The sequence below is a fragment of the Gilliamella sp. CG13 genome (genome assembly GCF_046635805.1).
Lineage (GTDB): Bacteria > Pseudomonadota > Gammaproteobacteria > Enterobacterales > Orbaceae > Gilliamella > Gilliamella apicola_I.
In genome coordinates this window covers 195,997-209,736 of record NZ_JBIDFM010000004.1, presented here as the reverse complement: position 1 = coordinate 209,736, position 13,740 = coordinate 195,997, and the positions used below count along the sequence as shown (strand labels likewise).

The window sequence follows — 13,740 nt, the reverse complement described above, 5'->3', positions numbered from 1 at the left end:
CTCCTATTTCCTTTAGATTTATATCATTGCCAAACAAGTTTGAACAATATCGCTTTGCGCGACTTCAGTTTGTTCACCTGTTTGTAAATTTTTGATAGTTACCGTTTGGTTCGCTAACTCGTTTTCACCAACAATAACCGCTATTTTAGCACCTAATTTATCTGCTTTGGCAAATTGTTTCTTAAAATTAGACGTTCCATAATTAGTCACAATTCGTTTATCAGGTAAACCGTCACGTAATAATTCAGCAACACATTGTGCTACTGAAATCGTGTTTTCATCTCCCGAGGAGATCATATAAATATCAATCGAATTATCTCGATTTAATGAAGGATTGACAGCTTGAACAAGTAAAACTAATCGTTCAAGTCCCATTGCAAAACCAACAGCTGGCGTTGATTGACCACCTAACTGGCTCACTAATCCATCATAACGCCCCCCACCACAAACAGTACCTTGAGCACCTAAGCTACTTGTTACCCATTCAAATACTGTACGATTGTAATAGTCTAATCCTCTTACTAATCTTTGATTAATATTGTATTTTATTCCTGCTTTATCCAGTAAACGACACAGGCCTTCAAAATGTTCTTTCGATTCCGCATCCAAATAATCAAATAGTTTTGGCGCTTGATTAAGTAATTCTTGTACGACTGGATTTTTCGAATCGAGTACACGTAATGGATTAGTATACATTCTACGTAAGCAGTCTTCATCCAATTTATCTTTATGTTGTTCAAGAAAATCAACGAGTGCTTGACGATAGTTCGCTCTAGCTTCAAGAGAGCCAATTGAATTTAATTCTAACGAAGTGTGATCCTGTATACCAAGTGCTTTCCAGAATCTTGCGGTTAATAAAATCAGTTCAGCATCAATATTAGGTCCTTCAAGCCCAAAAACTTCAACCCCAAATTGATGAAATTGGCGATAGCGACCTTTTTGCGGTTTTTCGTAACGAAATGCAGGCCCTAAATACCATAGACGTTGTTCTTGATTATAAAAAAGCCCATGCTCAATGCCCGCACGAACACAACCCGCAGTAATTTCGGGACGTAAAGTGATACTTTCATCATTACGGTCATTAAAAGTATACATCTCTTTTTCGACAATATCCGTCACTTCACCGACGGCTCTTTTAAATAGCGCAGTATCTTCAACAATGGGGGTTCTTATCTCATTATAGCCATAGCTATTTAGAACACCTTTAACAATTTTTTCAATTTGTTGCCAACTCGCACTATCTGTTGGGAGTAAGTCATTCATTCCCCGTATAGATTGGATTTTTTTCTCTGTCATTTATGTATTCGCTATCTAATAAAATTATAGTTCAGTTGCTGCAATTCTGTTTTTTAGTATTGATGCTTTAGCTCGAATTTTTGCTTCCAGTTCATCGATCATCTGTTCGTTATCAATACGACCAATACGTACACCATCTTCATAAAAGCCACTTTTATTATGACCGCCAGCAACACCCATCGTTGAAGCCAAAGCTTCACCTGGCCCATTAACAACACAACCAATAATCGATACATCCATTGGTGTAATGATATCTTCTAAACGTTGTTCTAACGTATTGACTGTATTAATGACATCAAACTCTTGTCTTGAACAGGTCGGACAAGCAATAAAGTTGATACCACGAGATCGAATTCTCAATGATTTTAATATATCAAAACCGACTTTAACTTCTTCAGTGGGATCAGCGGCTAAAGAGACACGCAATGTATCACCAATACCTTCAGATAATAACAAACCTAAACCTATTGCCGACTTAATTGCACCACTGCGAACGCCACCAGCTTCAGTAATCCCCAAATGTAGAGGTTGTTTTATCTGTTTAGCTAAAAGTCGATAGGCATCCACCGCCGTAAATACATCTGACGCTTTCACACTCACTTTAAATTGGTCGAAATTAAGCCTATCCAAAATGTCAACATGACGCATCGCTGATTCTACAATTGCTTGTGGCGTAGGTTCGCCATATTTTTCTTGAATATCTTTTTCAAGTGATCCGGAATTAACCCCAATTCTTATTGGAATATTTTTATCTTTAGCACAATCAACAACTGCTCGAATTCTTGATTCATTACCGATATTTCCCGGATTAATTCTTAAACAATCCACGCCATATTCTGCTACTTTCAAAGCAATACGATAATCAAAGTGAATATCTGCAATAAGTGGCACTTTCGCTTGTTGTTTAATCAATTTAAACGCTTCTGCCGCATCCATTGTTGGAATCGACACACGAACAATGTCGACACCTACTCGCTCAAGTGCTTGAATCTGAGCAACAGTTTTTTCAACATCCGTCGTACGGGTATTCGTCATGGATTGAACGGCAATGGGCGCACCACCACCAATAGGTACACTGCCGACATAAATTCGGGTAGATTCTCGTCTGATTATCGGTGAATCCTGATGACTCATAACACGCCTAATGATATAACAAAATAACTAGCTTGTGATCTTAACAAGATTTGCATCAAATGTCTGTATACGAGTAAGAAAATTTGCTAACTGTTAACGTGATTCGATGATGATGGCGAAATGTAATGACTCACTTCTACATAATTATTTTTACTTTCTTTATTAAAATAATAAATAGTTACACCAACTATACAAACCACTACAAATAAGCTAAAAAATAAAATCCGCTTTCCTCTTTTTCTAGGTTCAAGGGCAGGAATGAGTTGCTTTATTTTTGTTTCGGATGCATTTTGCTTTGACATTTTTTCTAGATAAGGTTGATACTCGTCCTCAGATAAACCAACAATTTCAGCATAAGAACGAATATAACCTTTAACAAAGACAAGAGGGGCATGAACTCGCTGATCGTTTTCAATTTCTTCGACCACTGCCTTTCGAACATGGATCTTATTGGCAATATCTTCTTGAGTTAATCCCATATTATTACGTAAATTGGAAAGCATCTTACCCAAAGAAATATTGTCTTCCATCATCCCCTCATTTTTGTTAAGAATTAAAAATAAATTAAATTGGATCCATTTTTACATATTTTTAAAATTAATCAATTCTTTTCGCATTAAACCATTGTGAAGGTTTTGCTATTTCATCTTGAGCGGCAACTAATTGAAGCTCATATTCATTGAGTTTCAAGGTTTCAAGCATAACAGCATAAACCGCAGAAGTGGTATGTTCTAACGCCTCAACCAGCGATTTACCAAGCAAAATATTCGCTAAAAACAATCCACTCGTCATATCGCCTACACCAACAGGCTGTCTCACGCCAAAGTCAACTAAAGGGCGCTCAATGTGCCATGCTTCATGTTCTGTGACGAGTAACATTTCAAAACGATCTTTACGATATCCCGCACGACTTAAATGTTTAACTAAAATCGCTTTAGGCCCTTTTTTACAAAGTGCTTTACATGCAAATACCGCTTCTTCAACGTTATTAATTGGCTGTTTTCCATTTAACTCTTCTAGCTCCAAAATATTAGGCGCCATCATATCTGCTATCGGTAATGCAGTATTACACAAAAATTCAGATACGCCAGGCGCAACAAAACAACCTTTTTCAGGATGCCCCATAACAGGATCACAAAGATAAATTGCATTGGGATTTACAGCTTTTACTTTTTTTACTATTTCGGTTATGGCACTACCTTGTTCAGGGGATCCCATATAACCACTTAATACTGCGTCACATCGTTTAAGTTCACCGATGGCATTAATGCCATCGGCGATATCAGTTAAATGTGATGCTGGCATTACCGTGCCTGTCCATTGACGATATTGCGTATGATTTGAAAATTGCACAGTATTTAAAGGCCATACATTTACTCCCACACGACGCATAGGGAATACAGCAGCACTATTACCTGCATGACCAAATACAACATGTGACTGAATAGATAGTATATTTTTCATAAATTAACTCCAAATTAGTAAGCAGTAATATTTCTTACCTCGACGAAGTAATGTATAACGTCCAAAAAGCTTATCTTCTTGTGAAAAATGATAATCTGTTGTCGCGTTACGTTCACCATTAACTGAAATCGCATTAGATTCAATCATTGTTCTGGCTTGGCCTCTTGACGGTGCAAACTGTGCATTAACGATCGCTTGTTGCAAATCAATATCGCCCTCAACCGTAATCGTTGGCATACCGTCTTGCGCCAATTGTTCAAAATCGGCTTGAGATAGATCGGCTAATTTTCCTGAGAATAAACTTTCAGTGATCCGTTTGGCTGCCATTAAGCCTTCTTCACCATGGACTAAGCGTGTGACCTCTTCAGCAAGAACATATTGTGCTCTTGGTGCCACACCGCTATTTTTATCTTCTTCTTCAAGTGCATCAATTTCATTTAATGACATGAAAGTAAAGAATTTTAAGAAACGATAAACATCAGCATCAGCGGTATTAATCCAGAATTGATAGAATTTATATGGACTGGTCTTTTTAGGGTCAAGCCAAACCGCACCGCTTTCCGTTTTACCAAATTTTGTACCGTCAGATTTGGTAATTAAAGGAACCGTTAAACCATAAACTTGTTTTTGATGTAATCGACGAGTTAAATCAATACCGGCAGTAATATTACCCCATTGATCTGATCCCCCAATTTGTAACACCACATTATGATCTTTATTTAAACAAGCAAAATCATAAGATTGTAATAAACTGTAAGAAAACTCAGTAAATGAAATCCCAGCTTCATCACGATCAATACGTTGTTTGACTGATTCTTTGTTAATCATGGCGTTAACTGAAAAATATTTACCAATGTCACGTAAAAAAGTTAATACATTCATGCCACCAAACCAATCATAGTTATTAGCGACAATCGCTGCATTTGCACCACAATTAAAATCTAAGAATGGAGAAACTTGTTGTTTAATTTTTTCGCTCCACTCAACAACAGTCTCTTGAGTATTTAATTTACGTTCAACGGCTTTAAAACTCGGGTCACCAATTAAACCTGTTGCGCCGCCAACAAGCGCAATCGGTTTATGACCGGCTAACTGAAAGCGTTTTAAACAAAGTAATGGTACCAAATGACCTAGATGCAAACTATCAGCCGTGGGATCAAAACCACAATAAAGCGCTATGGGATTTTGTTCAATTAGTTCCATGAGTGCTTTTTCATCTGTCAGTTGAGCAATCAATCCTCGCTCTTGCAGTTGTTTGATCACATTTTTTGTCATGTTATTTTACCTATAAAAATTTTATTACGTTGAAATTTGACTTTGGATAACTCTATTTTTATTGAAATCTATTCTACTTTATTATGATAACGTTTATACGCTTGTTTAAAATGATCTTCCACTATTTCATTCGGTTTTTTATCACATAAACTAAAGATTACTATCGCTAAAGACGCAAATAAGAAACCCGGAATAAGTGAATAAAGATTAAACCAATTAAAATTAATCCAAAGCAATACTGTTGCCGCTCCTGTAATCATACCTGCTAGAGCGCCATTGCGTGTCATGCGTGACCAAAATACTGAAAACACAATAATGGGGCCAAAGGCAGCACCAAATCCTGCCCATGCATGACTAACTAAATCTAAGACACTATTATTAGGGTTAATTGCTAACAAAATGGCAATGACCGATACCAGTAAAACCATAATTCGTCCAACCCAAACAAGTTCACGTTGTTTTGCTTTCGGTCTAAAAAAGGCTCGATAAAAATCTTCCGTTAATGCGCTTGAACAGACGAGTAACTGACAACTTAACGTGCTCATCACCGCAGCCAAAATCGCCGCTAATAAAACACCAGCAACCCATGGATTAAACAGTAATTTGGATAACTCGATAAAAATACGTTCATGTTTACCGTTATTAATGAGATCTGAAAACTCTGGATGATTAGCAAAGAAAGCAATACCAAAAAATCCTACCGTTATTGCACCACCTAAACATAAAATCATCCAAGTCATACTAATTCGACGGGCATTTTTCATCACATCATGTGAGTCAGCCGCCATAAAGCGAGCTAAAATATGCGGTTGCCCAAAATAGCCAAGCCCCCAGCCAAGCAATGAAATAATAGCGATAAAATCCATGTGAGCAAAGATGTTGGTATAATCAGGATTGAGCGATTCAATATTTGCTAAGGCATCGGTAAAACCACCTGCGTTCACCATAACCATAACGGGAGTTAAGATAAGTGCAAACATCATCAAACTCGCTTGAATAGTATCCGTCCAACTGACCGCTAAAAAACCACCTATAAAAGTATAAGCGATTGTTGCGCCAGCACCAGCTAACATTGCCCAACCATAACTCATTCCAAAGGTACTTTCAAAAAGTTTTGCACCCGCAACAACGCCTGATGCACAATAAATCGTAAAAAAGATAAGAATGATTACCGCTGAAATAATACGCAGCAAAGCGCTTTTATCATCAAATCGGCGAGCAAAATAGTCGGGTAAGGTCAAGGAATTATGATTAATTTCAGTAAAAACACGTAACCGACCGGCAATCAGTAACCAGTTTAAGTAAGCCCCAATTATCAAACCAATTGCAATCCAACTTTGCGAAATACCGAATAAAAAAACAGCCCCTGGCAGCCCCATTAATAGCCAACCACTCATGTCCGAAGCGCCAGCCGAAAGCGCAGTGACAACACTACCAATACGGCGCCCCCCCAAAATATAATCACCAAAGTTTTGCGTTGATCGAAAGGCAAAAAAACCGATCGCAATCATTCCTAAAATGTATATAGCAAAGGTGACAATCATTGGTAAGGACATATTTCTAAAAAACCTTGTTGATGAAATTAAAAAATAGTGGAGTAGCTTATCATAAAAACCACATGCTAAAAAGCAGGCGATGAATGAATATAACTAAGCTGACAATCCGTCACGCTAAAATTTTTCAGATAGGTCATTGAGATTGTTATTTTGCCGTAATTTTAATTATTGTCGCATAAAGTGACTTTTAGCTAAAAATTAAATTTAACCTACAATATTTATACAAATAAAGTATATAATATCAGGCATGTTATTTATATTTATCATACTCTGTGAAACAATCAACTCGTATTCAAATTTTAGAAAGATTAAAAGATCACATTAAAGATCCAACAACTGAACTTGTTTATCAAACCCCTTTCGAATTGCTCATTGCTGTTGTTCTTTCTGCACAAGCAACCGATGTGAGTGTAAACAAAGCAACCAAACCTTTATTTGCAATTGCTAATACAGCGGAACAAATCTTAGCGCTTGGGGTTGATAAGCTCAAAAGTTATATCCGTACCATTGGCTTATACAATAGTAAAGCAGATAATATTATCAAAACCTGTCAGATTTTAGTTGAGAAATATCAAGGTCAAGTGCCAGAAAATTTTGATGCATTAATCGCATTACCCGGTGTAGGCAGAAAAACAGCGAATGTAGTGCTAAATACGGCTTTTGGTTGGCCAACGATTGCGGTTGATACTCATATTTTTCGTGTCAGCAATCGCACAGGCTTTGCACCCGGAAAAACCGTTGAGGCAGTGGAAGAAAAATTATTGAAAGTGGTACCCAAAGAGTACAAAATAAATTGTCACCACTGGTTAATTTTGCATGGACGTTATACTTGTATCGCCAGAAAACCTCGATGCGGGGCTTGTGTGATTGAAGATTTATGTGAATTCAAACAAAAAGTTTACCCAGAGTAATTATCAATGACTGAAAAATTTAAATTAACTCAAGAAGAGATAAACTTATTCAAAAGTAGCATTGGCAATACCCAAAAACTTGCACAAGATACCGTTGTTCATAAACCCTTAAAACGGTCTCAAAAAGCCATTGCGATTGAAAAACGACAACACGAAAAAAATCATGCTGAGTTTTATTTTTCGGATGATTATCAACCACTCTTACAAGACGATCCCATTCGTTATAGTCATGACAACGCCGATCCTTATGAGATTAAAAAATTACGTCGTGGATTTTATGAACCTGAATTTTTTTTAGATCTACATGGATTAACACAGCAAGAAGCGAAAAAAGAAATAGCATCGCTTATTACTGCTTGCTTAAGCGAAAACGCACATTGTGCTTGTATCATGTATGGACATGGTAAAAACATCTTAAAAAAACAGACGCCAATGTGGTTAGCCCAGCATCCTAATATCATTTGTTTTCATCAAGCACCGAAAGAATTTGGCGGCAGTGCAGCATTACTTATTTTATTTGATACAATTAATAACTAAAAATAAATGTTAAACACATAGGGAATAACAACTTGAAATTATTAAAGAAAATAAAACATGTTTATCTACTTCTAATACTTGCCATCTTTATTACTGCATGTAACGAACTTGATGCAATTCCACCCGAAAAAAGTAACTATATTGGCACATGGCAAGGTGAATATATGGTGATAAGTATAGCTAAAGACGCCAGAGTTAATTACAATTATAAAAAAGATGGGGTGACGACAACCATTAAAGGACCGATACAAGAATTTATTGGTGATGATTTTAAAGTAGGGATTTTAGGTTTAAATTCTTTATTTAAAGTAAGTACGCCTCCTTATTTTGAGGACGGTCAATGGAAAATGGTTATTGACGATCAATTAGTTATCAAAACATCGGATTTAAAATCACTTTAAAATAAAAAAGCCAGCATAGTTGCGCTAGGCTGGCAAACATTGGAAGCAATGTGAGCAATGTCATACTTTTTCAGAAGTCTTGCGACGCTCTAATCAAGTACATCTTAATGATAATAATTCTCATTATTAAAAGCAAGCGTTTTTTTTGACTTTTTTCAAAAAAACAGAAAAAATTTAAAATAAAAGTTTTTTAATATGAAATCATTGTGTTAGCGTGAGAATAATAGAGAGGAATACAGGGCTATGTCACCCTGTATTTTAGCAATGCTGATTTTTTAGTTGATAATTTGAAGTGATAAGTTTAACTTATTTTAGGTTATTACTATTTTTGATAGATGAATTCAACCCCTTCTTCGTCACTCTCATCCCAATCATCAAAATCATCGTCGTCGTCATCAAAAGCCTCATCCATAGCTTGTTGGTGATAATCATCCCACATAAATTCAACTTTTTCTGGTGATGTTTCTTCTTGCTCTTCTTCACGTGGATGAGCATTCATATAATCCATCAGATCCCAACATAAAGCTTTTACCCCTTCATGATTGACCGCTGAAATAACATAATATTTGTCATCCCAATCCAATGCTTTAGCGATTTCGGCAGCACGTTTAGCACTTTCTTCTTCACCTAAAACATCCATTTTGTTGAATACCAACCAACGAGGTTTATTGGCAAGTTTTTCACTATATTGATGAAGTTCTTGAATAATGACTTTCGCATTTTCAATAGGATCAGATTCATCAATTGGTGCAATATCAATTAAATGCACTAAAACTCGACAACGTTCAAGATGTTTTAAAAAACGAATACCCAGACCAGCACCGTCCGCAGCACCTTCAATTAATCCCGGAATATCCGCAACAACAAAACTTTGCTCATTATCCATTCTTACCACGCCTAAACTTGGCACTAAAGTCGTAAACGGATAATCAGCGACTTTCGGTTTAGCTGCTGAAATTGATCGAATAAATGTGGATTTACCGGCATTAGGTAAACCAAGCATACCGACGTCAGCAAGTAGCAATAATTCTAACAGTACATCACGTTTTTCACCGGGCGTACCATCGGTTTTTTGCCTTGGAGCCCGATTCACTGAAGATTTAAATCGTGCATTACCCAAGCCATGAAACCCACCTTTTGCGACTAACACTTTTTGTTGATGATGCGTTAAATCGCCGATAATTTCACCCGTATATTTGTCTGTGATTCGAGTTCCAACGGGCACTTTTACGGTAATATCTTTGCCTCTTTTACCGGTACAATCTGAACCTTGTCCATTTTGCCCACGCTCTGCCCGATAATTTTTTTCAAATTGGAAATCAACCAAAGTATTGAGATTTTCATCGGCAATAAAATAGACATCACCACCGTCACCACCGTCACCACCGTCAGGGCCACCTTTGGGAATGTATTTTTCTCGACGAAAACCTACGCAACCATTGCCACCATCACCGGCTTCGACTCGGATTGAAGCTTCATCTACAAATTTCATTATTCTTCCTCTTTCTTCTGGTTAATTAGCCAGCCTTTTCTTGGATGCCATAAATAGTGCCCAATTGTGGCAAACATCGCACCAGCAACGACTGATACTGCGCCAATATAACCTAAAATATTTAAATACTGCATAGCAAATTTTTCTGGCCAAATTACGGCAAATAAATCTGAAAAAATTAATGCAAACAACGGTGATAATGTGGTAATTGCACTAACTTGTGCAGCTTGCCAACGTTCCATTGCCATAACTAATGCGCCATAAGCAATAATGGTATTTAAACCACAAAAGATAATGGCAAATAACTGCGTTGCATCGGCATGAGCGATTTTTGTTGGCGATGCCAATGGCCATAAAAATACCGTACAAATAAGATAAATTAGCCAAAGTAACTGTTCTGCACGTAATTTACGTAATAACACTTTTTGTGCCAATGCATAAGCTGCCCATGAAATTGAAGCAAGTAAAGCAAGCCAAACACCAATGCCATAAGTCGATATATTAGCAAATAGAACGGTAATATTTTTATTAAAAAATAGTCCTAATCCAATTAGCAATACCGAAATACCCATTATTTGCGTTGGTCTTAATCGCTCTTTAAAAACAAACGCACTTGAAATCATAAAAATTACAATACCCATTTGACCTACAACTTGAGCCGTTGTCGCAGAAAGATACTGAACAGAACTTGCAAATAACGCAAAATTACCAAGTAATCCAAATCCGGCAATCATTAATAAGATAAAACGTCGACGTTTTTTAAACATCGCTAAATTAGGAAATTGTTTTTTATAAGCTAACCATATCGTAATACCGACGGCAGAAATTGCCAATCGAGACCACGCTAACGTTAATGGGTCAATAACCACCAATGCATATTTCATTGCAATCGGCACTAGCCCCCACATAACCGCTGTTAACATGGCTAAGGCAAAACCTAATTTAACATTTTGCTGTTTTATCATATTAACTAATATTATATGAATTCAAGAAATGAAAAAAGCCCCACAATAGCTGTGAGGCTTCCATAAACGTTAAACCGCTTTTTATTAGCTGTTAGCAATTACACTAACATAACGACGGTTTTTAGGTCCTTTAACTTCAAATTTTACTTGTCCGTCAATTAAAGCAAATAAGGTATGGTCACGACCACAACCTACATTAGTGCCTGGGTGGAATTGAGTTCCACGTTGACGTACTAAAATATTACCAGCAAGAACTTCTTGAGAACCATAACGTTTAACACCTAAACGTTTACTCTGGGAATCACGACCATTACGTGATGAACCACCAGCCTTCTTATGTGCCATTGTTCGATACTCCTATTAAGCGATTGCAGTGATCTTCACATCAGTGAACCACTGACGGTGACCTTGTTGTTTACGATAGTGTTTACGACGACGGAATTTAACAATTTTCACTTTATCGCCACGACCGTGCTCAACAATTTCTGCTTTAATTGTTGCACCTTCAACAAACGGAGCACCAACTTTGATGTCTTCACCATTTGCTACCATTAAAACTTTATCGAAAACAACTTCTGCACCTGTTTCGACTTCAATTTTTTCCAAGCGAACGACTTGTCCTTCGCTGACTCGGTGTTGTTTACCACCACTTTGGAAAACTGCGTACATACTTAACTCCGCAATAAAAAGCAGACTATTCCTGATTTAGCATATATGTCTGCATTGATTAATCTTATAGGGCGTGAATTTTACGCAAAATTTATCCTTGTTGCAAGCAGTCTTTACTAAAAGATCGCAAAAAGTTACAAAAAAGATCAGCAAGATATCGTTTTAGCGTTACAATACGGATAAATCATTATTTCTTAGTTAATTTATTGTAATTCTATGCTGAGTACTAAAACAACCAATAATAAAACTCGCTATCATGCTTCAATTATTAATCGTTTGTCGCTATTAATGTGTTTTTTAGGCACCATTGCGTTAATTGCGTTATCGCTATCTATTCAAGTCGCTAATGATACCAAAGGTAGCGCTTATATGATTAATCAATTAGGGCTAATTCGTATGAAAAGTTATCAACTTTTATCAATGGTTCCCCTTAATAAACATGATAATGACCGTTTAAATATTTTTAGTGAAATAACGTCGTCAAAGCAACAATTAGCCCTTTTTGAACGTTATGATTTAATAGATGAATTCAATGAGTTACATAATAAATGGCGTACTGAAATTGCGATAAAAATTGCACAAGCCAAAAACATCGATGAGATAAAAACGGATATCGATCAATTTGTTATCAAAACCAATTATTTAGTACATAAGATCGATCAGAAGACCGAAAACCAGATTCATTATATTTCTCGTCTGCAACAATTATTTATTATCATTATTGTGGTCTTTCTTATTGCTCAGATTTACTATTTGCGTCGTTATCTTCTCGCCCCTTGGCGCAAACTGATTAATATGGCTCAGGCTATTTCAAAACACAATTTTAGTGAACGTTTTCCGCTACGTTCCAGAAAAAATGAATTCGATTTGTTAGGGTTAGCGTTAAATAACATGTCTGATCAAATCGAATCTCAATATTTAATCCTTGAAGAACGGGTGGCTGAAAAAACGGCTGAATTGCAACAAACTAATAACATCATCTCATTTCAATATCACGCCACCAAACAGCTCCATACATCAAAGCCATTATGTGAACGTTTTTTAATGATTTTACGTCAATTAGAAGAACTTGTACCACTCACTCAATTTCAAATCCGATTTTATGAATCGGAAAACCCTGAACATTACCAACAAATTAGTTATGACAATGAGCAGAAATTACCTTTCTGCCAAAATCCGCATTGCTGTGCTTGTTTAACCGAATCAAAGCATTCTCAACAACATGGATTTCAACGTTATTGGTATCTTCAAGACAATGGTGAAAAATATGGCATATTATTTGCCATTCAACCGACAGATGTTACCCTTAGCGACGAGCAGGAAAACTTAATAACAGGACTTATCGAGCAGATGTCCACGGCAATGATGCTCGATCGACAAATAGAGCAACAAAAGCAGTATTTATTAATGAAAGAGCGATCAGCAATGGCAAGAGAGTTGCATGATTCAATTGCGCAATCACTATCCTGTTTAAAAATACATCTTAGCTGTCTACAAATGCAATCTGATTTGACATCACAAAGTAGTATTGAACTATTAGCAACAATGCGAAAAGAGGTCAATATCACCTATTCGCAGTTACGTGAATTAATAACCTCTTTTCGTTTGCGGCTCAATCAAACAGGTTTTTATGCTAGCTTAATGGAGATGATTGAAGAGTTTAACCAAAAACTAAAATTTAATATCCAACTTGAATATCAATTACCGCTCAATATCATTAAAAGCAAACATGCTTTTCATTTATTACAATTTATTCGAGAAGCGCTAAACAATGTGTACAAACACGCACAAGCATCACACGTTATCATTGCGTTAACCATTGATGATAATCAGATTATCACAGTCAGTGTTAGCGATAATGGTATTGGTTTTCAAACTGATGTTAAGCAGGATAATCATTATGGTATGGTGATTATGCGAGACAGAGCAGAAATCCTAAATGGTAATCTAACAATTAATACTGAGCCACAAAAAGGCACGCAAGTTATGGTAATATTTAAAGCCAATAAGACCATTCCATTTACGATAATAGAAGAATAA

Annotated in this window: 14 protein-coding genes; 4 read left to right on the top strand and 10 right to left on the bottom strand. The window is 36.5% G+C overall.

Going from position 1 to position 13,740, the window contains the following annotated elements; translation table 11 throughout:
* Window positions 1-18: 18 nt before the first annotated feature.
* The 6 genes from hisS to putP all read right to left on the bottom strand — a co-directional run bounded on the left by hisS (window position 19) and on the right by putP (window position 6,725).
* Window positions 19-1,296: a histidine--tRNA ligase gene (hisS, locus tag ACGH6R_RS07900; protein WP_267350372.1), complete on the bottom strand. Its 1,278-nt coding sequence runs from the start codon at window positions 1,294-1,296 to the stop codon at window positions 19-21.
* A 24-nt stretch (window positions 1,297-1,320) separates the two neighbouring features.
* Entirely contained in the window at window positions 1,321-2,430 is a 1,110-nt protein-coding gene (gene ispG / locus ACGH6R_RS07895; protein ID WP_267350370.1) for a flavodoxin-dependent (E)-4-hydroxy-3-methylbut-2-enyl-diphosphate synthase, read from the bottom strand.
* A gap of 86 nt (window positions 2,431-2,516) precedes the next feature.
* Window positions 2,517-2,960 (bottom strand): helix-turn-helix domain-containing protein, encoded by a 444-nt coding sequence (locus ACGH6R_RS07890; protein ID WP_065558624.1) that lies wholly within the window; start codon window positions 2,958-2,960, stop codon window positions 2,517-2,519.
* Between the two features lie 67 nt (window positions 2,961-3,027).
* Entirely contained in the window at window positions 3,028-3,894 is an 867-nt protein-coding gene (gene pdxY / locus ACGH6R_RS07885) for a pyridoxal kinase PdxY (RefSeq protein ID WP_065558623.1), read from the bottom strand.
* A 3-nt stretch (window positions 3,895-3,897) separates the two neighbouring features.
* A complete protein-coding gene (gene tyrS, locus ACGH6R_RS07880; protein ID WP_220216382.1) occupies window positions 3,898-5,169 on the bottom strand; it encodes a tyrosine--tRNA ligase in 1,272 nt (423 codons plus the stop codon).
* 68 nt (window positions 5,170-5,237) lie between these two features.
* A complete protein-coding gene (gene putP / locus ACGH6R_RS07875) occupies window positions 5,238-6,725 on the bottom strand; it encodes a sodium/proline symporter PutP (protein ID WP_065558621.1) in 1,488 nt (495 codons plus the stop codon).
* A gap of 272 nt (window positions 6,726-6,997) precedes the next feature.
* On the opposite strand from putP, the gene nth reads away from it, so the two are divergent.
* Genes nth through ACGH6R_RS07860 form a run of 3 tightly spaced genes read left to right on the top strand, consistent with a single transcriptional unit; the run spans window position 6,998 to window position 8,574 of the window.
* Entirely contained in the window at window positions 6,998-7,636 is a 639-nt protein-coding gene (gene nth, locus ACGH6R_RS07870; RefSeq protein ID WP_220216381.1) for an endonuclease III, read from the top strand.
* A gap of 6 nt (window positions 7,637-7,642) precedes the next feature.
* Window positions 7,643-8,173 (top strand): endonuclease SmrB, encoded by a 531-nt coding sequence (gene smrB / locus ACGH6R_RS07865; RefSeq protein ID WP_411599323.1) that lies wholly within the window; start codon window positions 7,643-7,645, stop codon window positions 8,171-8,173.
* Between the two features lie 32 nt (window positions 8,174-8,205).
* Window positions 8,206-8,574 carry a hypothetical protein gene (locus ACGH6R_RS07860; RefSeq protein WP_411599321.1) on the top strand — a complete coding sequence of 123 codons (369 nt, stop codon included), beginning with the start codon at window positions 8,206-8,208 and terminating at the stop codon, window positions 8,572-8,574.
* A gap of 322 nt (window positions 8,575-8,896) precedes the next feature.
* On the opposite strand, the gene cgtA is transcribed toward ACGH6R_RS07860, so the two are convergent.
* From cgtA to rplU, 4 genes are all read right to left on the bottom strand, one after another.
* Complete coding sequence (gene cgtA, locus ACGH6R_RS07855) at window positions 8,897-10,066, bottom strand: Obg family GTPase CgtA (protein ID WP_411599320.1); 1,170 nt, start codon at window positions 10,064-10,066, stop codon at window positions 8,897-8,899.
* On the bottom strand, window positions 10,066-11,031 hold the full coding sequence (locus ACGH6R_RS07850; RefSeq protein ID WP_220216377.1) for a DMT family transporter: 966 nt from the start codon (window positions 11,029-11,031) through the stop codon (window positions 10,066-10,068). Before ACGH6R_RS07850 ends, cgtA begins: the two co-directional genes overlap by 1 nt.
* Window positions 11,032-11,115: 84 nt before the next feature.
* Window positions 11,116-11,376: a 50S ribosomal protein L27 gene (gene rpmA / locus ACGH6R_RS07845; protein WP_025314437.1), complete on the bottom strand. Its 261-nt coding sequence runs from the start codon at window positions 11,374-11,376 to the stop codon at window positions 11,116-11,118.
* Window positions 11,377-11,391: 15 nt separating this feature from the next.
* A complete protein-coding gene (gene rplU, locus ACGH6R_RS07840; RefSeq protein ID WP_025314436.1) occupies window positions 11,392-11,700 on the bottom strand; it encodes a 50S ribosomal protein L21 in 309 nt (102 codons plus the stop codon).
* Window positions 11,701-11,916: 216 nt separating this feature from the next.
* Between rplU and narX the strand changes: the two genes are divergently transcribed.
* On the top strand, window positions 11,917-13,740 hold the full coding sequence (gene narX, locus ACGH6R_RS07835; RefSeq protein ID WP_267358864.1) for a nitrate/nitrite two-component system sensor histidine kinase NarX: 1,824 nt from the start codon (window positions 11,917-11,919) through the stop codon (window positions 13,738-13,740).